Source organism: Brachybacterium sp. 107, from assembly GCF_052379725.1.
Taxonomy (GTDB): Bacteria; Actinomycetota; Actinomycetes; order Actinomycetales; family Dermabacteraceae; genus Brachybacterium.
Genome location: NZ_JBQSYW010000002.1, coordinates 212,265 through 237,256, shown reverse-complemented (window position 1 = coordinate 237,256; position 24,992 = coordinate 212,265). Strand labels below are relative to the sequence as shown.

General features: G+C 64.9%; 20 protein-coding genes. 12 read left to right on the top strand and 8 right to left on the bottom strand.

Going from position 1 to position 24,992, the window contains the following annotated elements:
* The first annotated feature begins 232 nt into the window (after positions 1 to 232).
* The gene (locus ACT3UL_RS03535) at positions 233 to 967 is read left to right on the top strand and encodes a hypothetical protein (RefSeq protein ID WP_444576782.1); all 735 of its coding nucleotides are present in this window, start codon (positions 233 to 235) and stop codon (positions 965 to 967) included.
* A 59-nt stretch (positions 968 to 1,026) separates the two neighbouring features.
* Here ACT3UL_RS03535 and ACT3UL_RS03530 read toward each other — a convergent pair whose 3' ends face one another.
* From ACT3UL_RS03530 to dnaE, 4 genes are all read right to left on the bottom strand, one after another.
* Positions 1,027 to 1,698: a hypothetical protein gene (locus tag ACT3UL_RS03530; protein WP_444576781.1), complete on the bottom strand. Its 672-nt coding sequence runs from the start codon at positions 1,696 to 1,698 to the stop codon at positions 1,027 to 1,029.
* A 353-nt stretch (positions 1,699 to 2,051) separates the two neighbouring features.
* Positions 2,052 to 2,522, bottom strand: a complete 471-nt coding sequence (locus ACT3UL_RS03525; protein ID WP_444576779.1) for an HNH endonuclease — start codon at positions 2,520 to 2,522, stop codon at positions 2,052 to 2,054.
* 88 nt (positions 2,523 to 2,610) lie between these two features.
* On the bottom strand, positions 2,611 to 3,075 hold the full coding sequence (ssb, locus tag ACT3UL_RS03520) for a single-stranded DNA-binding protein (RefSeq protein ID WP_444576777.1): 465 nt from the start codon (positions 3,073 to 3,075) through the stop codon (positions 2,611 to 2,613).
* A gap of 145 nt (positions 3,076 to 3,220) precedes the next feature.
* On the bottom strand, positions 3,221 to 7,528 hold the full coding sequence (gene dnaE / locus ACT3UL_RS03515; protein ID WP_444576776.1) for a DNA polymerase III subunit alpha: 4,308 nt from the start codon (positions 7,526 to 7,528) through the stop codon (positions 3,221 to 3,223).
* Between the two features lie 1,092 nt (positions 7,529 to 8,620).
* Between dnaE and ACT3UL_RS03510 the strand changes: the two genes are divergently transcribed.
* From ACT3UL_RS03510 to ACT3UL_RS03500, 3 genes are all read left to right on the top strand, one after another.
* Positions 8,621 to 9,538, top strand: a complete 918-nt coding sequence (locus tag ACT3UL_RS03510) for a hypothetical protein (RefSeq protein WP_444576775.1) — start codon at positions 8,621 to 8,623, stop codon at positions 9,536 to 9,538.
* Positions 9,535 to 11,265: a hypothetical protein gene (locus tag ACT3UL_RS03505; RefSeq protein WP_444576774.1), complete on the top strand. Its 1,731-nt coding sequence runs from the start codon at positions 9,535 to 9,537 to the stop codon at positions 11,263 to 11,265. The genes ACT3UL_RS03510 and ACT3UL_RS03505 overlap by 4 nt, the downstream gene beginning before the upstream one ends.
* 388 nt (positions 11,266 to 11,653) lie before the next feature.
* Positions 11,654 to 12,259 (top strand): DUF4145 domain-containing protein, encoded by a 606-nt coding sequence (locus ACT3UL_RS03500; protein WP_444576772.1) that lies wholly within the window; start codon positions 11,654 to 11,656, stop codon positions 12,257 to 12,259.
* Positions 12,260 to 12,272: 13 nt separating this feature from the next.
* Here ACT3UL_RS03500 and ACT3UL_RS03495 read toward each other — a convergent pair whose 3' ends face one another.
* Entirely contained in the window at positions 12,273 to 12,797 is a 525-nt protein-coding gene (locus ACT3UL_RS03495; protein ID WP_444576770.1) for a hypothetical protein, read from the bottom strand.
* 163 nt (positions 12,798 to 12,960) lie between these two features.
* On the opposite strand from ACT3UL_RS03495, the gene ACT3UL_RS03490 reads away from it, so the two are divergent.
* The 3 genes from ACT3UL_RS03490 (at position 12,961) to ACT3UL_RS03480 (ending at position 14,444) form a co-directional block, all read left to right on the top strand.
* The gene (locus ACT3UL_RS03490) at positions 12,961 to 13,470 is read left to right on the top strand and encodes a hypothetical protein (RefSeq protein ID WP_444576768.1); all 510 of its coding nucleotides are present in this window, start codon (positions 12,961 to 12,963) and stop codon (positions 13,468 to 13,470) included.
* Complete coding sequence (locus ACT3UL_RS03485; RefSeq protein WP_444576766.1) at positions 13,470 to 13,856, top strand: RNA polymerase-binding protein RbpA; 387 nt, start codon at positions 13,470 to 13,472, stop codon at positions 13,854 to 13,856. The genes ACT3UL_RS03490 and ACT3UL_RS03485 overlap by 1 nt, the downstream gene beginning before the upstream one ends.
* Before the next feature lie 66 nt (positions 13,857 to 13,922).
* A complete protein-coding gene (locus ACT3UL_RS03480) occupies positions 13,923 to 14,444 on the top strand; it encodes a hypothetical protein (RefSeq protein ID WP_444576764.1) in 522 nt (173 codons plus the stop codon).
* 300 nt (positions 14,445 to 14,744) lie between these two features.
* On the opposite strand, the gene ACT3UL_RS03475 is transcribed toward ACT3UL_RS03480, so the two are convergent.
* The 3 genes from ACT3UL_RS03475 to ACT3UL_RS03465 form a co-directional block, all read right to left on the bottom strand.
* Positions 14,745 to 19,574 (bottom strand): DEAD/DEAH box helicase, encoded by a 4,830-nt coding sequence (locus ACT3UL_RS03475; protein WP_444576763.1) that lies wholly within the window; start codon positions 19,572 to 19,574, stop codon positions 14,745 to 14,747.
* 865 nt (positions 19,575 to 20,439) lie between these two features.
* The gene (locus ACT3UL_RS03470; protein WP_444576762.1) at positions 20,440 to 20,754 is read right to left on the bottom strand and encodes a hypothetical protein; all 315 of its coding nucleotides are present in this window, start codon (positions 20,752 to 20,754) and stop codon (positions 20,440 to 20,442) included.
* Positions 20,755 to 20,762: 8 nt separating this feature from the next.
* Positions 20,763 to 21,206, bottom strand: a complete 444-nt coding sequence (locus ACT3UL_RS03465; protein ID WP_444576761.1) for a hypothetical protein — start codon at positions 21,204 to 21,206, stop codon at positions 20,763 to 20,765.
* 116 nt (positions 21,207 to 21,322) lie between these two features.
* On the opposite strand from ACT3UL_RS03465, the gene orn reads away from it, so the two are divergent.
* The 5 genes from orn to ACT3UL_RS03440 all read left to right on the top strand — a co-directional run bounded on the left by orn (position 21,323) and on the right by ACT3UL_RS03440 (position 24,902).
* Positions 21,323 to 21,913 (top strand): oligoribonuclease, encoded by a 591-nt coding sequence (gene orn, locus ACT3UL_RS03460; RefSeq protein ID WP_444576759.1) that lies wholly within the window; start codon positions 21,323 to 21,325, stop codon positions 21,911 to 21,913.
* Positions 21,914 to 22,009: 96 nt separating this feature from the next.
* Entirely contained in the window at positions 22,010 to 22,627 is a 618-nt protein-coding gene (locus ACT3UL_RS03455; protein ID WP_444576757.1) for a hypothetical protein, read from the top strand.
* Between the two features lie 24 nt (positions 22,628 to 22,651).
* The gene (locus ACT3UL_RS03450; RefSeq protein ID WP_444576755.1) at positions 22,652 to 23,521 is read left to right on the top strand and encodes a hypothetical protein; all 870 of its coding nucleotides are present in this window, start codon (positions 22,652 to 22,654) and stop codon (positions 23,519 to 23,521) included.
* 53 nt (positions 23,522 to 23,574) lie between these two features.
* Complete coding sequence (locus ACT3UL_RS03445) at positions 23,575 to 23,787, top strand: hypothetical protein (RefSeq protein WP_444576754.1); 213 nt, start codon at positions 23,575 to 23,577, stop codon at positions 23,785 to 23,787.
* Positions 23,784 to 24,902 (top strand): hypothetical protein, encoded by a 1,119-nt coding sequence (locus ACT3UL_RS03440; RefSeq protein WP_444576752.1) that lies wholly within the window; start codon positions 23,784 to 23,786, stop codon positions 24,900 to 24,902. Before ACT3UL_RS03445 ends, ACT3UL_RS03440 begins: the two co-directional genes overlap by 4 nt.
* Positions 24,903 to 24,992: the final 90 nt, after the last annotated feature.

Genomic DNA, 24,992 nt, shown 5'->3' with positions numbered 1-24,992 from the left:
GTACGGGGCGGTCGTGCTGATCGTCCTCGCAGCAGTGATCTGGATTCTCCCAACCCCCGATCGCGAAACCGATGAGCCTTCGCTAGACCCAACCACTGGTGTCGCTGTGCTGCCGTCTGACGGAGGAGCGGACGCCCCCGTGGAGACCGCCGAACCTGCCGCGCCAGAGGCGCAGAACGCCTCGGAGCCGGCGGATGATCGCACAGACGCAGAACGGGTAGCGCGCAAGTTCATGACCACGTACCCAGGCAATGTCCGGTCCCTCGGAGATCCGACGTTCCTCGCCTCCCTCGAAGGAGTCGACGCAGCACTGCTGGACCAGGTCACCGACCTGACCCTCGAGCGCGCCGACCAAGCCGTAGACGAGGACTACGAGCAGTACGCATTCACCGTCTCCGGCACGTACCGAGGCGAAAGGGTGCCCGTCTACTCGATCGTCGTGGCCCGCCCCGCAGAGCCCGGTGAAGGTGGAAGCTCGGCCGAGAACGACCTGTCCTTTCAGGTCCAATCCTTCGATTGGGCCCCGAACATGCTCGACCACGAGAATGCACCAGGTTCAGCCGTAGGCAAGCCCGCACCGCTCAGCGCCGAGCAGCGCAGCGAACTGATCACCCGGACCCGCACTGGCGTCATCGCCCAGGTCCTCACGGTCGACCGCAACGAGAGCACCGAGCAGCGGCAGGCACGCCTGGACGAGTTGATGGTCAAGCCGACCGACGTGAACCCCCCGATATCCCGCAGCGGCCGCTACGCCATGACCACCGAGATCCTCTCCCAGGCCTACAGCACCGAGCCCGGCGGCCCGATCACCATCACCTACACCGGCACCTGGGTCGACCCCTACGACCCCACGTACAACGGCTCCTGGGCACTGACCACCACGATCACGAGAGAGAACAGCGGCAAATTCATCGTCCTCAGCGTCGGTGAGACAGCACCGACGGAGAGCAGCAACAACGAGGAGTAGCCGTCAGGATGTGGAAATCGGAAATCCAGGACTGCCCGGCGCCAGGTGTTGCCAGCCAATCATCCCTTCCACTCCCACAACAGCTGGTCGAGGGTCAGAAGATCGACGTCGATCTCGGCAGCGGCACCTTGGGCGATTGTAAGGACCGAGTGCGAGTCTCCCGGCGTTGTGAAGCCAAGCCCGTTGAGTGATTTGGCCACCCGCACATCAGGCTTCAGCGCATTCGCACCGCATCGCATCCGCATGTACGCGAACAGTGCCGGTCCGATTCCAGAGACGGATCCGACCACCGGGTCGAGCGCATGTGCGTGCTGAAGTCCATCGACACCTTCTGCCCAGCGGCGGCACGCTTCGTCATCGGAGAGGCCCGACTCGTCGGCGAAGTCCAGCAGATTCGCTGCGACCGTTTGCATCGTCGCTGGCTCGTCTTCCCTCAGACCGTAGTCTTTCGGGTCAAGCCGCGTCGAGGCCAGCACGCTGAGGGTGGGTGCTGAGACGGCGCCTTCCCACTGGGCGACGCTAGGACGAACCCTTGTCGCGTACTTGCGCTGGCGCGACGCCACGACATCGAACACCATCGCCCCGCGTCGTCCCTTGTAGACGTTTGCGTAGGTCCGGGCGGCAGCTCGCGCCTCGTCGCCCTTCTCGTCTGCGAGGCCCTTGAGCTTCACAACGGCATCGGCCCAGCCTTCGCGCTTACGAAGAAGAGTCAGCATCCCAGGGGTGGACATGTCAGCGTGGTCTGGGATCACGACTTCTGATTCTCCATTGCGCTCCGACACTTCATGCAGTCAACCGCTAGCTCCACACTGGTCACGGTAATGAACTCGCTCTGCCCACAGGCGGGATTGAGATCCACACCGAACCCAGTCCACGCACCTTCCCGCGTGGGATCCCAGTGCAGCGTGGCTCGATAGGGCTTCTGACGCGCTTCCATCATTCTGACCTCCTGGGTGGTCGGTGCGCATCGCCGCGTCACCGTGTGTATGAACGCACTGTACAAACACCTGGTGACATCGACAGCCAGTTCATTCAGATCCCCGCCGGCACTATCGCCTGCCCGAGGGCACGTCGCGACCCGCGATCACGACGCAGCTCCGGCTCTCCACTCGATCCGCGGTGACTCCCCATCAGGGAAGTACCGGCGACGCCGCCGCAGCAGCCGCAAGATGTACAGCCGCGTCGGCACCGATCCGGACTTTCGACCGTTGTGGAAGGGGCACAGGGCCTGCTGATTGCTCATGGCGGTGCGGCCTCCGCGTGACCACGGGAAGATGTGGTCACCCTGGGTGGGGGTGTTCGTACAGCGATGCCACAGGATCGCCTTGTGCTCACACCGGTGCCCGGCGCGCTCGAATGCCGCCCGACGCTCAGCGACCGTGAAGCCGCGGCGGGGGTCTCGTGAGGTGCAGGTTCTACCGGCCGGGGATGCCAGCACCGCGCAGGCGATTAGTGCGACGGCCACGGGCGCCAGCAACCACGGGTGCTGGACGATCACGCCAAGAACTGTCTCGAGCACGTGCAGTGCACCGTGGAGCATCGATGCGCTGGTCATCTCGTAGGGCACTCCTCGCTGAATGTAGGGCGGGCCGCCGACTCACCCGTAGTGGGATGCGTCGACGGCCCGCAATGACCGGGTCGGGTCAGAAGTCGAAGTCGTCGTCCGAGCCGCCGTCGCCGGCGTCGGCCTTGACGGAGGCGCTGGCCTTCGCCTTTGGCTTCGAGGCGGTCCGGTTGCCGTTGCCCTTGCGGCGGGTGGCCGTGGTCGTGGCGAACTTGTTCGAGGGGCCGGCCTCCTCGACGTTCAGCTCGAGGGTGGAGCGCTCGTTGCCTTCCTTGTCGGTGAAGTCGTTCTGCTTGAGCTTGCCGACGAGGATCACGCGGTCGCCCTTCTCGTGCGACTCAGCGAAGTTCTCACCGGACTCACGCCAGTAGGAAGCCCGCACGAACGTCGGCTCGCCGTCCACCCATTCCTCGGTCTCCTTGTCGAAGGTCCGGTCGTTGTGCGCGACGGAGAACGAGGCGACCGGGATGTTCTTCTTGGTGTGGCGCAGCTCGGGGTCGGCCGTGAGCTGACCGACGACCGTGACGATGTTGTCCAGAGCCATGTGAACTCTCCTCTTTGGTATGCGTGACATCGCTGATGCTCTGCCACATGGCTGCAACCCCTTTGGGGCCGCGGCGGGACGATCCCGCACACCGCACCAGTGGGCGAAGCCAACACCTCACAGGACGTGCCGGAACTGGCGTGCGTCAGTTGGAGCGTGCGGCGACATACGGTCCGAGTCCGTCGACCGAGACCGTTGCCGGGTCGATCGCTCCGGAGTTGATCGCATCGGACATCGCCCGCAGTTGGCCGCGCCAGTCCCGGCTGTCGATCACGACGCAGCAGAGTGCCGGCGTCGACACGAGGGCCGGGAGTCTGCCCGCGGCGAGGAGCTCCGTCAGCCGCCGCTGCGCGGTCGCAGGGACCCGCACAGGGCCGGTCCCCGTCTCGAGCCGCAGATGAGTTCCCATGCCTCGACCAGCTCGGGGCATCGCAAGCTCGAACCCCTCCCCACTGACCTCAGTCAGGGCCTCCTGCAGCTGCCGCCACTCGAACGTGCTGACGATGTCCTGGATTCCAAGGTCCTCGTCGGCGGCATCAGGCTCGGACGTCTCCGGATCTGGCGCCGGCTCCGTGACGTCCGTCGACCTCTCCCCTGGTACGGGTTCGACCGGCGGGGCGGCGACCTCGGCGCCCGGTCCGAGTTCCACGCCCGGGGCGGTGTCCTCCTCGACATCGTTCGAGGACTCGGGCGCTGAGCTCAAGGTGGCCTGGTGCCGTGGGTTCCTGTCGGCGAGCGTCCGCCCGACGGCCAGCACCGGGTCCCCTTCGGCATCGCGATCGGGGTCATACACGGCCATGAACTCCACCTGGCACAGCACGATCGAGTGCTCGAGCGTGGTCTCGGTGCTGGACTCACCCGTCACTTCGTCAGTGATCTCGCGCTCGACCTCTCGGATGCGGACCGCGCCGCGGATCTCGACCAAGTCCCCGACCTCCGGCATCCCCATCTCTTTCAGGGCGGCGTGGACGTCGGCGAACCCGACGGTCTGGATCGAGGTGTGGGCGTTCTCCAGCTCCATCGTCACCATCCACGTGCCCTTGCGGGTGAGCCGCTCCGTGAACGCGGAGACAACCCCACCGGTGTGGACCCTGGCACCGTCCGAGCCCGGCAACCGGTGAAGCCCCACGGGTGGCTTCGGCGCCGCATCATCGCCTGCACCTGCCTGGTAGAGGCCTGCGATCTGACGAGCGAGGGCCTTCGTGGGATGGGTGCCAGTGATCGCGAGGATGCTGGCCCGCTGCCGAGACGCTTTCTCCAGCACCGAGTACTCCATCTGCGGAACACGGATATCGGCGTCCTTCGCGACAGCGCGGGAAGCGATCACGTGCCCGAGGCGGTATCCGTCGCCGACGTGATCGAACGCTCCGGCCTGGGCAAGAGCAGCCAACTGGGCGCTGGTGACGGACTTCTTCTTCCCGTCGTCGGCGGCGGGCACGATCACGCGGGTGGCGACATCGGCCATCGAGGCGAACTTCCCTCCCCGGTCACGTTCGGCGACGATCTCGGCTGCGATCGCTCCGACGCCCTTGATCTCGCCCAGGCCGAGCCAGACTGCGCCGTCGCGGGCGATGGTGTGCTCGTCGGAGGTGTTGATGTCGGGTGCCTGGACTGTGACGCCCTCGGCGCGCAGGGACCGGATCGTCGCGACCCTGAGGTGGGCCTTGTCCTTGCCGGAGCCCGTGAACCGCAGCACGGCAGCCCCGAACTCCGCCGGCCAGTTCGCCTTCAAGTACGCAGTCTGGAACGCAAGCGCCCCATAAGCCAGGGTGTGCGACTTATTGAACGAGAATCGACCCGAGCCCTCGAACGCGACCCACAGTCTCTCCGCGGTCTCTGCCGAGAACGCTGGGACTGGGGTCACTCCGTCCTCGGCGACGCCCGCTCGCTGAGCTCCGGCGATGAAGTCGGGCTTCAGCGAGTCGATCAGGTCCTGCTTCTTCTTCGAGATCGCGCGACGCAGGTTGTTCGCCCGTACCGCGTCGAACTTCCCAACGATCTTGCCGAGCCGCATCATCTGCTCCTGGAACAGGATCACGCCCTGGGACTGGCCCAGCACGGAAGCGATCACCTCCTGCTCCGCGGGATCAGTGGACAGGGAGTCGTAGGAGACGGGTGCCTTGCCGCCGGTGCGCTCTGCCCATTCGGTGTGCATGCCGGCGCTCATCGGGCCGGGCCGGTAGGCGGCGATCAGCGCCGCGAGGTCATCGAGCGTGCGCGGGCGCGCGGTGGTCAGCAGGTCACGCATCCCGGCGGATTCGAGCTGGAACACGCCGGTGGAGTCGCCGCGGCCGAGCAGTTCCCAGGCGGCCTGGGCGCGCGGACCGTCGGTGCGCAGCTCGAGCAGGTCGAAGTCGATCTCACCGTGGGTGGCAAGGACGTTTTGTTCGGTGGCCTTGACGATGTCGAGGTTCCGCAGCCCGAGGACATCCATCTTCAGCAAACCGAAGTCGGCGATGTCGGCGCCGTCCCATTCCGTGATCCACTCGCCCTCGGCCAGGCGCATCGGGACCAGTGGGGTGAGGTTCTCGTCGGAGACGACGACCCCGCAGGGATGCGTGCCGGGGCTGACGACGACTCCTTCAAGAACGGCGGCGTACTCCATCATCGTCGCCACGCCGTAGCGGGCCCGGCGCCTGGAACCCGGGTTCGGGAGGTCATCGCCGTCCTGCGACGCGAGGTGGTCGCGGAGGGTCTGGCCAGTCTCGTAGCGGTCCCCCAGTGCGGCGGCGTCCTTCGCACTCATTCCGGTGGTGTCCGGCGGGTTTTCGCGCAGGAGCATCGCGAGATCCGCGCAGTCGGTGGGGAGCTGCTTCTTGACGTCGGCGACGGTGCTGACGGGGATCTCGAGGTAGCGGCCGGCGGAGTCGATGGCGCGCTTGGCCTTGTTGGTGCCGTGCATGCCGAGGCGGCACACGTTGTCGTGGCCGTAGCGGACGGAGAGGTATTCGATCACCTCACCGCGGCGTTCCTTCTCGAAGTCGACATCGATGTCGGGCATCTCGGTGCGCTCGAGGTCCAGGAACCGCTCGAACAGCAGCCCACCCTCGATCGGATCGATACCTACGATCTGCAGGCTGTACGAGACGGCGGAGCCGGGTGCTGATCCGCGGCCGGGGCCGACGTGGATCGGATCCTTCCGTGCCCGCCCAGGGTCCTCGATGTCCTGGTCGTGGCGTGTCACCCAGTCGGCGGCGGTCCAGTCGGAGCGAGCCCAGGCGATGAGGTCTTCGACCAGCAGGAAGTAGTCCATGACGCCGAGGCGACAGATCACCGACAGCTCGAACTTCAGCCGAGCAGAGACCTCGGCGGGCAGGTCTTCGCCCCAGCGTTGCTTGGCGCCGGCGTGGACACGGTGCATGAAGTAGCTGAAGGTGACGGGGTCTGTGCCGTCGGCGGCCGAGGACGGGACCGAGTAGCGCTTGTACGCGCCGTTTTCGAGTCCGGTGGTGAACCAGGCCGGGATCGGGAAGCTCGGCACCCGCAGTCGCGTCTCGGGGAAGATGTCTGCCTCGATCCGGGCGGCGATGCGCACGGTCTCGTCGCAGCCCCGCTGCCAGATCTCATCATCCGGTCGCAGGGCGCGCATCTGTCCCTCGGTACGGAAGAACTGGCCGGAGCCGCTGAACCGGTACCGGTCAGGATCATTGATGGTGCGGCCCGACTGACCGAGCGCAATGTGGGCCTCGTGGACCGGTTGCTCGTCTTCTGCGACGTAGTGCGAGTCGTTGGTGACCACCACCGGCAGATCATTACGGGCCGCGATCTCGTACAGGCCGGTGAGAGCTCGCTCCTGGGCTGCCTGACCATGATCGGCGAGCTCGACGTACACGTTCTCGTGACCGACCGCGCCGATGAGCTGGTCGAGGTTCGCCTGGGCGCGGTCAGCTTCTGCCGCGTCGGCTGCGGGGTCGGCGCCGGTGATGCGAGAGAGGGGTCCGGCGATGGGGCCGCCGACGCATCCGGTCAGCACAATCAGACCGTCGGCGTGCTCAGCGAGGAGCTCGTAGTCGATCAGCGGGTACTTGCCGGACCTGGACACCTGGGAGCGGTTGGACATCTCGATCAGGTACTGCAGGCCGGCCCGGGTGGAGGCGAGGATCGTCAGGTGCTCGTAGCGCTTCGTCTTCGTCGCCGCCCGAGTGCTCGAGGCTGAGGAGCCGCCTGAGTCGAGGTCGTCGGAGTCCGCGGCAACCTGGATCGTGCCCGGATCATGCCGGGTGCCTGAAACGACGATGTACGCCTCGATCCCCGGGATCGGCGCGACCTTGCCGGACTTCGTGCAGGCGGTGCGCAGTGCCCAGAGGGAGGCGAGTCGGCCGTGGTCGGTGATCGCCAGGGCGGTCTGTCCGTCGGCGGCTGCGGCGTCCACGAGGCGGGTCACGGAGGACAGGCCGTCGAAGTCGGAGTACTCCGAGTGGGTGTGGAGGTGGACGAAGCCAGCAGTGCTCACCGAGATCCCTTTCGACGCCGTTCCCGTGCCACTACGCAGTGGGCGCGGCGGCCCCCTCGCGGGACGAGCCCGGCAGGTCGATAGTTCACAGATCCGGCGCCGTGGCACTCCCCGGTCCGGAACCGATAGACATTTCCCTTATAAGGTCATACCGGGGAACGTGGGATATGTACGCGAACCCGGCCTGACCTGCGCTTTTTACGTTGGCACCACGGTGGCACTGACCTCGTGCGCAGAGCGACGAAAGCGCGCTCCGACCTGCTGAAACATGCAAATCTCGCGCGAACTGAAAATGGTGGCACTCCGTTGGCGAACGTGGGATGACCTGCGAGAACGGCGGCCCCGTCCGTGAGGGGCAGTTTTCGGGGGCCGATAGACATTTCCCCTATAAGGTCATACCGGGGAGCGTGGGATATGTACGCAAACCCGGCCTGACCAGCACGTTATGCGTTGGCACCACGATGGCACCGCCTTCGCTGGAAGAGCGGCGGAAACGAGTCCCGACCTGCACGAACGAGCTGATCCGGCAAGCGCAACACATGTTGGCACCTCGTTGGCAAACCCGGATTGACCTGCACGGATGATTGATGACCCTGAGGCGGCTCGACCCGCTCACTGGGCGGGGATCCTGCCTGTCGAGGTGTGCACGTTGGCGCAGCGCCAACGAGCGTCCCTGCAAAACTGCAGGTCAGCCTGGGTTTGCCAACAGTGCCAACGGAGTGCCAACGCTCGAAGGTCGGTATTCGTGCAGGTCAGACCCCGTTTGACACCAAATCCCACATTGCGCGCCGGAAACTGCATACGTATAGGGGATCTGGTTTCATATCTCCTCTTACTACTACTACCTACTTCTCTATAAAGGTTATAGTGGGAGATGTGGGATATGGGGGTAAACGCAGACTGACCTGCAGGTTTCGTGGGTGGAGCGCGTTGGCGTTGGGGTGGAGAAAATCGCCGAAAGTGTAGATGACCTGCGTGAACGCTCCGTTGGCGCATGTTGGCGCTACCCCTCAGCGTTGGCACCCCGGGGTCGCAACGAGCTCCTTCGCATATGGGTTGGGTGAGAGCACTTTTCGACCCTGGAGGCCCACGATGCACACCCGACGAGTGCGGTACCTGCTGCAGCCCGGCGAGCCACTCACACTGCCCGAGCGGACCGTCCCGCAAGTCCTCCGCCTAGGACTCGCCCGCACCATCCTCGGCATCGACGACGCACGGATCCTCACCTCCCCCGCCGTCGCGATCCCGCTGCCGCGATACACCGGCGGGCTCCCCCTGCGCGGCACCCCCGGTGTCCGACCGGACGCGCTGCGGTTCCCGTTCATGTGGCTCCCCGCCCCGCTGCGAGAACGTTTCGAGATCGACACCGGCGAAACAATCTCGCTCGAGAGCGACAACGCCTGGGCACTCAGGGTCGTGTTCGAGATGTGGGGCAGCCGCCTGTACGACATCGAGACCGCCGGCTGGCTCGACGTGCTCGCCCTGTACGACCTCGACGCCGAGGACCCCGCAACCCAGCAGCGCATCCAGGCGTGGTGGGACGGCGCCGACGACGAAACCCTCGACGCCATCGACCTATCCGGCGCTCTGGTCCCGGAGACCGAGGAGGATTCCGACTGGGCCTCGATCGCGTCCCTGGCGCTCGTGGACTCGTTCGACAAGGCCTCGATGGCGCTGTCGGCCGTGGACACCGTCGCGCTGTGCGAACTCGTCACCGACGGGGACCTGACCCCGCTCGGCACCAGCGACCCTGCCCGAGCTGTCAGCTCCCTGGTCCGCATCGCCCGCACCCGCTTCACCTCGAACGGCGACGTCTCCGCGTTGCTGGCCCACCTCCAGGCTCAATGCGACTCTCCCGGCGCCGACGGGCCGCGGCTGGTCGACGAGATCATCCCGCAGCTGTCCGAGATCGCGCAGGGCCTCTGGACCGCCTACGAGTCTGTGCTTGTCGAGGTCCTCGATAGCTTCACCGAGGACAACCTCGCCGACACCGGGACGGAGGGCCGATGAGCGCGAGTACAGCGCAGGTGCAGCGGACCCGCCACCGGGTGCCCGGGTTCGACCCGCACAACGACGCCCACGTCGCCGCGGTCGAGGCGAAGCTCAACGACGAGGCCGGCACCGGGTTCCGGGTCGTCGGCTTCGATCCCGAGACGCAGATGGTCACGTTCGAACGCACGAGGGCCGTGACCGAGGTCGCCGCCGAGAAGGGCACCACCCGGCTGATCGCGAGCCTCCGCACCGGCGCGAAGCCGTCGGACGGGGAGCGGGAGGCGATTCGGCTGGAGAACCAGAACCCCGGCTACACGATGACCCGATTCGAACCGCACCTGAGCCATGCCGTGCTCGAGAAGCTGCCGGAGGACGCGATCCGCTGCCGAGGAGCAGTTGCCGTCGTCCTCGCGGTCAAGCCCTGGCAGGTCCAAGTCGCCCGCCGCCGCGGTGGAGGGTTCGTCCTTGACCTCCCGACCAGCTACGTCCCCTCCCGGCATGACGGGAAACTCACCGAGGTCGCGGAGAACGTGATCGGCCGGCCCGGCTGGTACGTCGACATCGACGCCAAAGCGCTCACGGCGCAGATCATCCCCGCCCAGCCCCCGACGTTCCCGGCGATGATCCCCTACCCGTTCGACCGCGACATCCCCACGTTCACGTCCCCCGCCGACACCGCTTGGACACAGGCACCGCTGGGCTGTGCTCTGGGGCGTCCAGGAGACGTCACCGGGCCGGAGTTCAGGGTCGATCTCGCCAGCGCCTCTCACACGCTGCTGCAGGGTCTGCCGATGTCTGGCAAGAGCGTGAACATCAACGCGTTCGCGTACTGGATGCTCCAGGTCGGTGCCGAGCTCGCCATCGTCGACACCCCCGACAAGGCCGTCGACTTCGAATGGATCAAGCCCTTCGTCCGCGACGGCGGGTGGGGGTGTGAGAGCTACGAGGCGATGGTCGCCACCTGCGGGATGGTCTACGCCGAGGGCAAGCGCCGCGCCGCCGTCCTCAAGCGCCGCGGGATCAACAACTGGTTCTCCATCACGGATGATCCCTCGTTCCGCCCGATCGTCCTGATTGCCGACGAGTACACCGGGCTCATGACCCCCGAACGCGTCCCGAAAGCGCTGCCGAGGGATCACCCGATGCGGGTGGAGGCCGAGGCGACCAACGGGTTCAAGGACATGGTCGCCACGTTCATCCAGAAGATCGCGCTGGAGATGCGGTTCGTGGGCGTGCACGTGTTCGTCTCCACCCAGCTCGGCAACACCAAGACCGGCGTGTCCACGGCGCTGAAGGCCGCCTGCGGCAACAGGTTCCTGATGGGCCCGAACGCGTCGGACAATCAGCGCGCCAACGCGTTCTCCGCCCCGGACTCCGTTGCAGAGGTTCCTGAGAACGTGAAGACCACCGCCGGGGTGTCCAAGGGCGTCGGCGTCACCGAGACCGAAGGCCAGCCCTCCAGAGTGTTCAAGGGCTACTTCGCCCCGACTGCCACATTCGCCGAGCACCTCGCCGAATCCAGCACCGTTCGCCGCACCGATCGTCCAGAGCCAACCCGGGCGGAGATCGCCGAGCACACCGGCATGGACGACCTCGACGACGGCGCCGGCCAGCTCGGGGATGACGACCCCTGGAACGGACGCCGAGTCCCCAAGGCTGAGACAGATCGCGTCTACAGCGAGGAGGGGACCGAACTCCGGGGCGCGGCTGCGGCGGCGCGGGCCGCGAAGAACGCCGGAGTGTGAAGCAGTCCGGAGCAGGAGCCAGGGTACGCCGCCGAATCGCGATGGTGCAGTGTTGTCGGGCCCTCGCCGTCGTGCAGGTTCTGGAGGGGAACCGCACGTGACCAGGGCTACCGGATGGCGCGGAGCCATTGGGCCTACCGGTCGCACGATCAATCAACCTGATCGATTCGTGGAAATTCGCGCTGTCGGCCGGGCGACACTTCACTGCAGTGGCGCCGGGGAGCGTCCGCTCTTCCGCCGTCGAGACGGAACAGTCTTAGGATCGACCCATTTCTTCTCGCGCACTTCATTTGTCCAGGCCAACGCGTACGATCTTCTCATGGTTGCGAGAATTTGCTGGCGGTGTCGTGTGAGGTCCGAGATGAGGGGCCTGGAGCGTACGTCACGGTTGGAGAAGATCACCGATGACGGGAGCCACCTACCGACGCCCTACCCGCACACGCAGGACTGGATATTCGGAGCGCCGTTCGCGTGCAGTCACTGTGGAGCGGTAAATATCGGCCACTCACTCATCACACGGGACGATAGGCATGACCCCTACGACGCGATGACCAATGGTCGAGTGGAGATCAAATGGATCCCTCCGGTCTCTTCGGCTCCAAGTTTCGGCGATACGCCTCCGGAGATCTCTGAGCCCGCGCTCGAAGCGTTTACCGCCTGGGACCATGATGCGTACCGAGCGGCGATTCTCATGGCCCGCGCAGTCCTGGAAGGGATCTGCAAGGACCATGGTATCTCCTCGGGAAGCCTCTTCCACAAGATCGATGCCATGAAAGACGCCGACCACATCACGAAGGCTCTCCAGATGGCTGCACATGCGGTGCGGGAGCTTGGCAACGAAATGGCGCACGGGGACTTCGTAAAAACAAATCCAACCGAGAAACAAGCGAAACAGGTACTGGCGATCATGCGCCAGTTCATCGAGCAGCTGTACGAGCAGCCTGCCCAGACTGCGCGTCTGTTGGGCAACGAATCGGCAAGTGACGGAACCTGAATAAACATCGACTTCACACGCGTTCCAGTCGTCGAAGATCCCTCAGACAAAGCGTGAGCTCCGGTGAGTTGGCAGGGGCCGAGAGCGCCTTGTGCCATGAACCCGTCACGATGGGTGCGTCACCGAGCCGAACCGCATCGCGTACCCACGCGGAGAACGCAGACTCACCAGAGTCATCTTTCATGACTCTCACCCGGTTGACGACCCAGACGCCGAAAATGCGTCGGGCGAGGTTCATCGCGTGCCTGCGCCGGAACCGGCCAAGAGTCCGGATAGGTTGAACGACCTGCCAAGCTGTCGAGAGGTCGTCAATCTCGATCCGCGTCCCGATCCTGCGCCCTCGTGGGTTGCCCGAATCCTGGTGTGCGAGGATTCGGCGCTGCAGGTCCTGAGCGAGGATGACGACCTGTCGACGCGCATCTTCGCGCTCTCGGGCCCGCATCTCGGCGACTGCCGTCCTAGAAGAGAAGAAGACTCCGACAGCTCCGCTGATAGCCGCGCTGACAAGGGCTGCTACGGCCGCGTTGGTCCAGTCCATGAGAAGAGCTTAGGTGCCTTGGGGCGGTAATGGCCGGGAGTGCCACAAGGAACGTCCTCTTAATGATTTCGACGAGCGCTGTCCGTTGTTCATAGCAGCCCGCAAGATCGCCGCCCACTGGTGAGGCTGCGTATCTGGCATCCCTGCGACTGAGGAAGCACCCATGAGCACCTCCAGCCCCCACACGACCCTCTCCTCCGCCTTTCCCGAGGATGGGGACGGCGGGTTGTGCCTCCGCATCGGAGACCGCACCGTACGGGCGGACCGCAACGACGAGCTGCTCGCAGCCGTCATCGGATCTGAGTACATCGAGGAGTCCGACCCCGAGGTGTTGTTCCTGATGCGCCTCGAGCAGGCGATCGTGATCGCGACCGCGGTCCAGGAGTCGATCGTGGCAGCGGCCGTGCAACGCCGCGAACTGGATGAGACCACGGAGGAGGATGTCTGGACTGCGCTGCTGGCGGAGCGGGAGACCGTCGATCCCGGGGTGCGCTGGGAACACCGGGTCCCGCTGGTGTTGGTGACGAGTCTGTTCGCTCCGTACGCGGAAATGGACCAGCCGATCGGGAACATCGCCTGGGTCGACCCCACCGACGACGTCTCCATGCTGGAGTCCCTGCAGGGCCTGGGGGTCATCGAGCTCCTCGAGCACGGCGAACTGGCGGTGGCCTGATGCCCCCAGCCATGGTCTCCGCCACGGTGCCCCATCGCGCGAGGACGGCCGAGAACCCGGATCGGGTCGTGCCGCTCGTCCCGCAGTTCGTCGCGTACCTGTGCGGACAGTGCGAGGTCACCACCGAGGCCCGACTGCACCCGCAGGCACCGATCCCCGTGCTGTGGCCGTGCCGGATCTGCCGCGAGGGCGCCGAGTGCACAGAGGAGGCCGACGAAGGCGTCGAGCTGATCGGCCTGCCGGCCACCCCAAAGCAGTACCAGCGCAAGGACCACTGGACCCACCTGTCTGAGCGCCGCACCGAAGCAGAGCTCGAATGGCTGCTGACCGCCCGGCTGGAACTGCTGCGCGCCGGAAAGCTGCAGGCCGGACCGTCGCACCGATAGGCCGCGTCCTACGGGGGCTCCACTTCGCCCACTGTGCGGGGACATGCCCCACGTGGAGGAGGATCCATGGCCTCGCTGATCGAGTCCGTCCGCAAGCTGCACGGCCCGACGCTCGTCGAGCACGACAACGGTTACGACGTCGACGTCATATGCCCCGAATGCACCCGCCTGCGCACCGAAGCGCTGGAGCAGGCCAGTTCGGACAGCGAGGGCTGGGTCCACACGGCCGAGCTCGCGCACGTTCCCTACCCGTGCCCCACGCGTGTCGTCGCTGGCACGCCCGCGACCGAAGGCAAGGATGAGTCCACGCGTATGCGGCTCGAGCACCTGGTCGTGCAGCGGGAAGAACTTGAGGAGCGCATGGAACGGCTCGATGCCGTGATCGGTCTGATCCGCCGCGACGTCGGCGAGGACTTCAATGAGTCCCTCGAGATCGACGAGAGCCGCGACGAGGAGCCCGTCAAGCCCACGAACGCGGGGTCGAAGGAAGCCGATCCGGACGCCGCTTCCGTTGGAGAGTCCAGCGAGGGCACCGGCTCCGATACCCCCGACGCGGACTCGGGACCGGCCGATGACTACGACTTCTGAGTCAATTAGGCGCCCCGACCCCTTCACAGGGTGAGAACCGGCAGAGAGCGGAAAGTCTCCTCGGCAACCGGACAGCAGTACAGGCGGCCGCTCGTAGTGCCCGGGTGTGCAAGCGCGACACAAGCGAGCGGGGCGACCAGGGTGGGTTCGCTGCCGTGAACAACGCATCGGGGGGGGGAGTGGCGGTCATCGACCGCTCTCCACCGTTATTCCGTATCTGGTGAAGTCCTCAACTGTGCCAAGTCGAGTATCGACTCATCCCGGGGGCGGTGCTGCACCACCAAGGAAGTGCCATCCTGTTCAGAGTCTGCGGGTTGAATCATCGCTGGGCTCAATAATGTTGAGAGGGGGCAGAGCGTCAACAATCTTCATCGTCTCCACCGACAACGTCACAACCCGAGCGAGGAGATCAAGGATGTAGCGAGGGTTGCCTACCTCACGCGACCAGTCGTTGGGGTCGTTGACCAAGCCCGAAGACTTGTCGGTCTTGATGTAGTACCGATCAATAATCCATTCGATCGCGGACCGTGCTCCGAGCTGGTACTGGAACGCATCTTCAGGGATGCCCGAGACGGTGATGTGCTCATTGAAGATTATCGTAGAGAGATCCCTTTTTTCGCCAGCCGCTTTCTGCTCGGCAGTCGGCTTACCGAACCTCATCTTCTTGTCGCCAACGGCGTAGAACGTATAGGGGTCAACTCCACTGGCCGGCTGCGTATCCAGGCCCTTAAGCGGAAAAGGCTCAATCGATTCGTAATCCAAGTGAACCCGCACGAGCATACGGCCCGCCTCTACAAAACGGTAGAACTCCGGCACGACCGGAACACGTGGCAACGATTTGCTCAGATCAGCGGAGTAGGTCTCACGGTACTCAGGGGAATGCAGCAGACCGTAAACATAGAAGAATATGTCATCCTTGGTGACAGCTTCGTCTGCAAGCGTCTCCCGGAAACCAATTAAAGCTTGGTCCGTAATGTTGTCGACTTTTCGAAAGCCGTCCACCTCTTCCGCTTGCGAGCCAGTTGAGAAATCAAAAGTTCCATCTTCGACCCCAATAGGATCATACCGCCAGCGGGGCGCAAAGTGACTCGGGTTCCCAGCCCCAGGAATAACTATATCTGCGACCGAATCGATAGCAAGCGAAGTGAACGGGGCGCTAGACCCAGGCGCCGACATCGATATCAGGATATTTTTATGACTTGGTGTTGGGAAGGCAGAATTCATGTGAGAGCTGCGCTCAATTAGAGATCGATGCAAATAAACATTCTGGGCACAGAACGGGCGGTACATGGCGCGATATATGGAGTTTTCGTGCAGTGTCAACTCTCTACCGGCATCTACAGCTGAACCCAGGGAGCCACTCCAGGCTATCCGATTTTTGTCATTTACGCGACTGCCCGAAGCAAGGCTCTCATCGTACGCCCTAATGGACGTATTGACGTTATCCACGACCCTATGCTCGGAGAAATTATAAACCCATGCATCTCGGCCCGTGGTGACGCCGCGCGTCTGCATGGCGAATATGCCACCTTCGCCTACCAATGGCGCAAACGTAGGGAAATCTTCACGCCGGTGACTCAACCAGTCTCCATGTTCATTCGGCGCTATCTGAATTACTCCCTCAAGCCCGAACACTGACCTCGCGGAGGCTACCTTCTTCAGCTTCTCGTCAGCGCTTAGATACTCGCCCACATCCGTGTAGTAAATCGCTGCGGGTCCCGTTCGATCCGGGTCCTTAACGAGAATCGTGATCGCGACCGTGGCGCGACTTCCACCGCCGAACACCTTGCCGCCCTCCTTGCGGGACAGCTCTCCAGCCGTGCGCTGATTACCTCGAAGATTAAAGACATAGATAGACGAGAACTCGTCCGAGAGGGCCTTGCGCATTCCGTCAGTGCTATTGGCATCAAGCCAGCCGCCATTTGTCACGTAGGCCAGTAGACCTCGGCCCGCCCCCTGGTCAATGCGAAGGGTCGCCCACTTTATAGCACGGATATATGAGTCGTAGAGCTTCCAGGTAGACTTTGCCGCGGACTGCGCTGCATAAGTTCTGCGAATCTGTTCATCGAGCGTCTCGTACGTCTCATTTGCATTATCGTCGTTGGTTGAATCTTGGCCAACCGAGTACGGCGGATTCCCCACGATCACCGTGATCGGGAGTTCACGCTGCCGGGTGATGCGATCGTTGTTTTCAGGAAATATGTCCAGATCCTGACGGTCACCGTCCTCGTAGGACTGGAATGTGTCCGTGAGCACTAGGCCGGGGAATGGCGCCGGGCCTTGGCCATGCTCGGCAGCCAGGTCGGCATAGGTCGTCTCAATGTTGACGGCTGCGATGTAGTACGCGAGTAACAATATCTCGTTAGCGTGGATCTCCTCGGCATACTTGCGCGCCAGGTCGTGCGGATCTATCAGGCCGAGCTGCAATAGTCGAACGATGAATGTGCCGGTGCCAGTGAACCCGTCGAGGATGTGCACCCCTTCATCGGATAGCGACTGCCCGAACTCGCTTCTGAGTACCTCGTCAGCCGATCGGAGGATGAAATCAACGATCTCGACTGGCGTATAGACGATGCCAAGCTTGTCGACGGTTCTCCTAAAGGCCTTCGCGAAGAAGTTGTTGTACAGATCCACTAGGATCTTCTGTCGACCCTCCGCGTTGTCAACCCCATTGACACGCCGGCGCACAGAGTCGTAGAAGGCCTCTAGCGTGGCGTTCTCGGACTCCAGAGCGTGCTCGTCAAGAACCGCGAGCATCCCCTCCATAGTCTGCGCGACGGGGTTGTTGGCCGTGAAGTCGTAACCGGCGAACAGCGCCTCGAAGACGGGCCTCGTGATGAGGTGCTGGGCAAGCATCTCGATCGCCTGGTCCTCAGTAATCGACTCGTTCAGGTTGGCGCGTAGCCCGCTGAGGAAGGTTTCGAACTGTTCTCTGGCTTGCGTTGACTCCCGCAGCAGGCCCGTGATGCGCGTGATGTGCCGCTGCGCGATATCGGCGACGTCGGACGCCCAGTCGGCCCAATACGTTCGCTCACCCACCTTCTTCACGATGCGGGCGTACATTGCGTCGCGGAAGCTCTCGAATCCAAAGTCGATGGTGAGCTGCTCATGGTCAGATTCCGGACCCTGGGGATCCGTTCCGTCTCCGTCGCCCGATCCGTCGCCCTCGCGAGGAGGGGTGCCATCGATGATATCGATGACCTCATCCTTTTTCTTGTTCAAATTGATCTGGTTGACCGTCGCATTGAACCGGTCGTCATGGGATCGAAGCGCCTGCAGGACCTGCCAGACGACCTTGAACCGCTGGTTGTCATTGAGTGCCTCCGATGGCTTTACATCCGAGGGGATGACGACAGGAAGAATTATGTAGCCAAGCTTCTTCACGCCCGCGGGGTCCTTGCGCATCACGCGTCCCACCGACTGCACGACGTCGACCTGTGAGCTGCGAGGGGTCAAGAACATGACGGCATCGAGCGCAGGCACGTCGACGCCCTCGGAAAGGCAGCGAGCATTCGTGAGCACCCGACACCTGTCGTCGCCGTGGTCCTGCTTCAACCAGTCCAGATGCTTGTTGCGCTCATGGATGCCCATCGTCCCGTCAACGTGAACAGCGTTGACGCGCAAGTCATTGTTGACCATGCGGGAGTCGTCCTGCAGAGCACGCTCAATCAGAGCCGGGAAGGCTGTGGCTGCTGCCTTCGAGGATTTGATGTCCTTCGCGAACGCGACGGCGCGCCGCATCGGGGTGTTGTCGTCGGCGCGTCCGTCGCTGCCGTAGTTCTTTGCCAACCCCTGCCAGCAGCCCAGCAGCTTCGCGGCGTCGTTGAGCTGGATCTCCCCATTCTCCGCCATTGTGCGTTGGAAGTGGCTGGCCACGTAGGACTCGTCAATGGTCAGCACGATGACCTTGTAGTCGGTGAGCAGGTTTTGCTCCACCGCCTGACCGAAGCCGAGGCGGTGGAGCTCGGGGCCGTACTTCGTCTCGTCGCTCATGCTGGCCAGCTCGGCGTCGTTTTCGATCGCCTTCTTCGTCACGGCATCGTCAAACACCCGTGGGGTGGCGGTCATATACAGGCGCTTCGAGGCCTTAATGAAGCTGTTGTCATGGACCTTCTGGAAATGCGACTCGTCTTGGTTAGCTAGGGTGACGCCCGTGGTTCGGTGCGCCTCATCGCAGACGACAAGGTCGAACCCACCGAGGCCGAGTTGCTGGGCTTGCGAGATGACGTCGATGGACTGGTACGTCGAGAAAACCACGGTCATCCGGCCTTTGGCGCGTCGACCCACGCTCATCTGCCTCAATAGCGTCTGTGGGTCGGTAGTCGGGCTCTCTGTGAGGTCGATCGTCGACAGGTCGCCGGAATCGTCCATACGCCGGCCCACGCGTACGTCAGAGCACACGGCGAACGGTCGGATGTCCACCTCTGATTGCGCCATCCACTCCCGCAGTGACTGCGACAGAAGTTGGAGCGAAGGCACGAGGAACAGCACTGTGCCGTCCACTCCGACAAGGTCCTCGGCGATCTTCAGCGAGGTAAAAGTCTTGCCTGTGCCGCACGCCATAATGAGCTTACCGCGGTCGTTCTCAGCGAGCCCGTTACGGACATCGTCGATAGCCGCCATCTGGTGCCGACGCGGCCGATGGGCCGAGGCGAGTTCGATTTGCTCAGGCCTCGACCAGGAGTACTTCGACCAGTCGACGCGCGCGTCGTCGAGGAAACCGATGTCGATGCGTTGGGCGACGCCCTCAAGCGTCTCCTCGGCGTTTCCGGTCCACCCCGCGGCTGTGTCGAATACGTAGCGCTCGGTCCACTTGCTGCGGGCCGAGGCGGAGATGAATGAGTCGATGTCCGCCTTCGCTACCTTGTGCCCGGCTGCGTAGAACTTGCATTGGATCGCAGCTAAGCCCGTGCCGTCGCGGCGCTCAGCAACCAGGTCGATGCCCGTGTCGCTCCGCCCGCCGCGGTCCGGCCATTCGGACCACAGCCAGACGCGCTCGAAGCGAGCGGTCCACTCTGGCTCGGTCGAAAGGTAGGCCTTGATCAGCCGTTCGAACCTGTCGCCCTTCGCGCGTTCATCGAGGGCGGTCGCACGGAGGTCGTCGAGCAGCTCATGGATCGTTACCGTCATGAGCCCAGTATCTCAGCGTGCACGGGCAAGACTTGGCCAAAGACCGGAAGTTGTTGCAGGACAGCAACCCCGCAGGGCATTACAGGTCACTCGCGTCTGAAGCCCCCTGGCGGGCTCCGGGCATGAAACTTGCTCATGACGGCGGCGACTCTCTCTAAAAGGGACCAGGGAGTGCGAATGCACCAAGGGCGGTAGCTTGGCGAGACCGCGCATGGATCGTTGCGATGTCTCGCACCGGTCTGGTGTTGCGCTCTATCAAGTGCGTACAACGCGAGCCCGGCCTTGCCCACTGCTGAGGCAAGGCGATCTGGTTCCGGGTGTGTACTCCTCGGCTTCAGGTCTCGGCGAACCGTAGCGACTCGGATCGTCGTCCGGAGAGGGTCTGGCCCATCCGCCTCTCCATCTGGCCCCGCCAGCTGGTCGTCATCGGCTTCCGGCGGGGCTATTCACGTCTCGTACCGGCGTCTCAGCCCCACGGAAGTGCCCGTCGCCAGGCGCCTACCCAGTACGCGTCCGGGCGGCGCGACCTCGACCTCAGCTTCGACTGCTCTAGGTGGACGCGCTCGAGGATCCATTGGCGTAGGAAGGGGCCGATCTCGTCGGTACGTGTCCCCCAGTCCGTGACGGTCAGCGTGAGCTCGTCATCCCCGGCGAGAATGCGGACGGTGTAGTGCTCAAGGGTGGGGTCCTGGTGCCATGAGATCACCTCCACCGGGGGCGCCCCGGACAGAGTGAGGCGGTATCCGATCGTCACCGAGTGCACTGCCCGTTCTCGGCGGCTTGATGTTCGGCGTGACGCTCGGTCGTCTCGGAGTTCACGGAGTTACGGAGGCACGATGTCACCCGGCACCGACGCGCGAGTGGATCAGGCGATATCGGCCAGAGCCGCGATGCCGTGGATCTCGGCGGTGCTACCGCGTCCGTTCCACCACTGAGTCTCGAACTCATCGACGGTGAGCCGTCCGTGCTGGGCGAACCATGCTTTGAGCTCCTCAGAGGCGTACCGCTCCACGCGAGACCGCGGCCCCATGAACAGAGTCCCAGGGTCGATCCGGGCGGCGCGGCCAGCGGCGTTCAGCAGCTCACCGCGGAGCTCCGTGTGGGCGCGCAGGAACCTGCTGTGCCGATACAGCTCGAAGTCGACGCGCATCATCCGGTACGTCTCAAACGCGGCGTCCATGATCGCGCTCATCTTCGCCGCCCTGACCCTTGCTGCGGATGCTGGCCGCCGGCCGCGAGTTCCCGGCGAGTGATGGTGCCGTCGACGCGGCAGATCCAGGCCCCAGGGGCGGCGCGCATCGGCCATCCATGGCACTCGGGTACGTCCTGCGGGTCGATCATCGAGGCGGGCTCGACGGCTCGGTGAAGGTGTTCCCAGGGCAGCTCGAGGTGCCCCAACTGGTAGCGAGCGAGCACAGTCGAGTACGAGTGCATGTCCCCCTGGGCCGCTAGCAGCTCGAGCAGCTCTGGGGTGTTGGTCGGGGCGCCGGCCGGCACGTCCTCGACGGTGCCGACGATCGTCCCGTCGACGGCTCGCCAGGTGAAGTCGGTGAGGTTCTCCGTCCAGGTGCGCCGCATTGGGGTGCCGCAGATGGCGCATTCGGAGTGAGTGGTCAGCTGAGTGGTGGTCATGGCGACTCCGTTCAGGGGTGATGCCCCAGCCAGTGGGCGACGTTCCCCTGCCGCGGGACGTCCCACCGGAGGCACTCCGCGCCCACTTGCGCGGCACGACACCCGAGGAGGAACCCATGCCCGCCGCGAACCCCGACCTGATCGTCTGGATCGACACCGAGTCCACTGGACTCGACCCCGCCACCGATGACCTGCTGGAGATCGCCGTCGCCGTCACCCGCAACGACCTCACCGAGATCGGCGCGTTCGACATCGTCATCGCCCCGAGCGCCGGCGTGGACGCGTCTATCGAGCGCATGGATGACTTCGTGCGCGAGATGCACACCAGCAACAGGCTGATCGAGGCGATGCGCGGCGCTGACGCACACCATCCCCGCGTGGCGGACCACCTCGTGGCCGGCACCATCGACCGCTTCACCGCCGAACACACCGGTCCGTTCCTGCTCGGCGGCAACTCGATCACCCACGACCGCGGCTTCCTCGCCCGGCACGCACCGCAGACCTTCACCCGCCTGCACTACCGCTCCATCGACGTCTCCGGCATCGAACAGGAGATGATCCGCGACGGCTACGACCGGCAGATCGCCGCGTGGCGGGACCGGTTCGAGCCGTCGGAGGCGCATCGGGCTCTCGGCGACATCCGCGACTCGATCCGCCAGCTCGACGCCCTGCGCTCCATCCGCCGCGTCCGAACCCTCGGCCCGTGAGAGGCCGCAAGCGGACGAGCGAAAGATGTGGAGTCCTCGCCCCCGGCGCCCTGGCGGACCAGCGGTGACTCTCCGCCCCGCCCACTTCATCGGGCTATGACGAGCCCGTACCGCGACAACATCCACGTTTCTTTCGCCTCGAACTCTCCCCCTTACCGCATCGACGACGCCGCCGTTGGTGACTGCTGCGTGCGGATCCGGCGGCGCGGGCCCGACCTGCTGGTACTGGTGCCTCCGGGTGATCGGGCGCCTGAGTTCCGGTCCCGGCTGATCGCTGAGCTGCAGGCGTACGCGGTTCGCAACATCTCCCCGCGTCGCTTCGGCCAGGTGCTGTTCGGGCTCCTCCACCCGGGCCTGCGGCTGGCTGCGAGCTATCCCGTCGATCCTGCCGTCGCCCTGCGTGACATGCCGACATCTGACCTCCGGTACTTGAGCGCCGACGAGCTCAGCGGCGGGCCCGCGATGGAGGCGCTGCGCCGGACGCTGCTGGACTCCCCCAGCTCCCTTCGGCCCGAGGAGCGATCCGCCCTCTGGATCCTTGCAGCACGGGACGAGTACTACGCCTCGGCCCTGTCCGCCACCCACCGGCTCGCCCAGCTGCGATTCCAGGAGACCATCCGGACTCGCACGCGCGAGTCTTCCGTCGAGATGCAGGTGATCCTCGATGAGCTCGAGAGCGAGGGGGTGTTAGCCCCGCCCACTTCTGCCTGGTGAGCACACCGATCAGGAGGAGACGGCATGAGCCTGGACAGGAAGATCCGCAAGCGCGATACCGGCGAGCAGGGCAACCCGGGACAGTTCGGCACTCTGACCCGTGGTGAGGCTGAGGTGGCGGTCCCGCAGTCCCGGTTCGTAAGGACCGATGGGGCCGAGCAGTCGGCGACACGGTGGTGGGATCGCGCCGTGCAGCTCACCGATGCGTCTGGCATGGTGCCGACGATGGGTCGGGAGGATGGGCGTCCCCAGCGTCGCACCTATATCGGGGACGACTACGCGCTCACGATGCCGTCGCACGCCTCGGTGCGGCGGTTCGCCGGCCAGGTCGCCGAGCACACCGGCGATCAGTCGCGACCCTTCGAGATGCCGATCGAGTACACCGGCCCCGACGGTGACTCCGTGATGAGCGTGGTCCGCGTCTCGAAGCGAGGTCGGTCCTATGAGGTGACCATGCCCTCGGACTTCGATCCGGAGCGGAAGGCCCAGGTCTCCGAGTCGGTCCGGGCGACGCTTGAGTCTCGTCGGCCGACCCTGACCCGGGAGCACACTGCCCAGCTCGTGGCAACGTACCGTCACCGCGCTGCCGGGACCGGAGTGGATACGCGTCGTGCTGCGTCGACGTGGATCAAGGAAATGGGCTACAACTCCGAGGCGCAGCAGGCGACCATCGTCATGCAGCCTTCGAAGGCGAACCCCACCGGCGCGTACGTGTACGACATGGACCCCGACACGTGGGGCCACGTCGCGTCTTCGTCATCGGTGGGCAAGGCCTACAACACGTACGTGCGCCGGGCCGGGAACACCAGCATCGACGTCGCCGTGCAGTGCGGAGACTGCGGCCGCTACTACGGCTCTGCCACCGACCATGTCTGCAGGGCGAGGGTGTCCTGACCGTCCCATCAGGGAACCGGCGCGCCCACTGCCTGGTCATGGACGCAGAGGACATGACCACCGCACCAGAGCAGCCCCGTGCACGCTGGAATCGGCGCCCGGCGCAGATGGCCGTGATGCTCGGTGTGCTCTGCGCTGCTTTGGCACTCTTCTGGGACAGCGGCCTGCCCTCGTTCCTGCTCGCGCTCGTCGGCGTCCTCGTCACGATCGTGGGGGCTTGCCTGACCCCGGATGGATGGCTGGTCGACCCGGAGGAGACGGAGTGAACACCACCGGCTCGATGAAGGCCGCCGAGTACGCCGCACAGCGCCGCCAGGACGCCACCCGGACCGGACGGCCGCTCCCGCGGATGTCCGAGACGCTCCCCAGCCTGCATGTGCGCGAGAAGCTGTTCGTGTGGGTCGACAAGGGCCGAGTCCTCACCTCCGACGGGCCGATGAAGGGCCACGAGATCGCGGCGGTGCTCCTGAACACGGACAACGAATCCGCCTCGCGTCGCGAGATCGTCATGCCCACCCACCGCGACCTGCGCCTGCTCATCCGGGCGTTCTCCAAGGCCCGGTTCACCACCATCGACCAGCGAAACGCCGTCCTCGCCGCGCGGCGCGTCCTCGACGTCGCCCTGGTGACCCCGTGGTTCTCCTCGCTCACCATCGTCACCAGGGCACTCACGGCCCGTTTTTGGGCACCGTTCGAAGACACCGACGACCTCACCGCATGGGCCCGCACCCTCGGCACCCCCGATCCCCGCTCGACCACCGGCTTGTCAGACGTGTACCGGCTCGCGATCCGGGGCTCGAGCACGCACGGCAGCCTCTGCACCCGCATCACCGCCGCGACCGACCGCATCACCCGCGCCCGAACCTTCCCCGGGGCGCTTAATGACGCCCAGGCGTTCGTGGCGATGGAAGCCCTCGGCGACCAGTGGAAGACCCTGTGCGCCGTGGACGAGACCCTGAGGCCCTACAGCCTCGCCTCCCGCCGCACCATCGCTGCGATCCCCGAGCGGCCCAGCCGTGAGACTTCGGTCGAGCGCCTGGTCATCCCCGAGGGGTCCATCCCGTTCCGGAACTCGTCCACCGTGTGGGTGGTTGACCCCAGCAGCCCGGACTCCGACCTGCGCGGCGGGAAGGTCGCCGGATTCGGGTATGACCACGGACAGTTCGTCCTCGAGGTCACCCCGGACGCCAAAGGCACCTGGTCGTTCCGCGCCGCGTACGGGCGGCAGATCTTCCTAGTTGAGGCACCGTTCGGGGCCTCGCCGCGCTTCTCCCGCAAAGAACCCTCGGCCTGGGACGGCGGGGTACCGCCGGTAGACCCGGTGCAGCGGATCGTGCCCGCCGAACTGGCACTGGCCGGAATGGCAACCACGCCTGCCTGATCGTCCCGTGGACGGGGAGCCTCGCCCACTTCAAAGACATGGTCAGCACCCAGGAACCGGTGTTCCATGTACGCGAGCGCGGCCAACGTG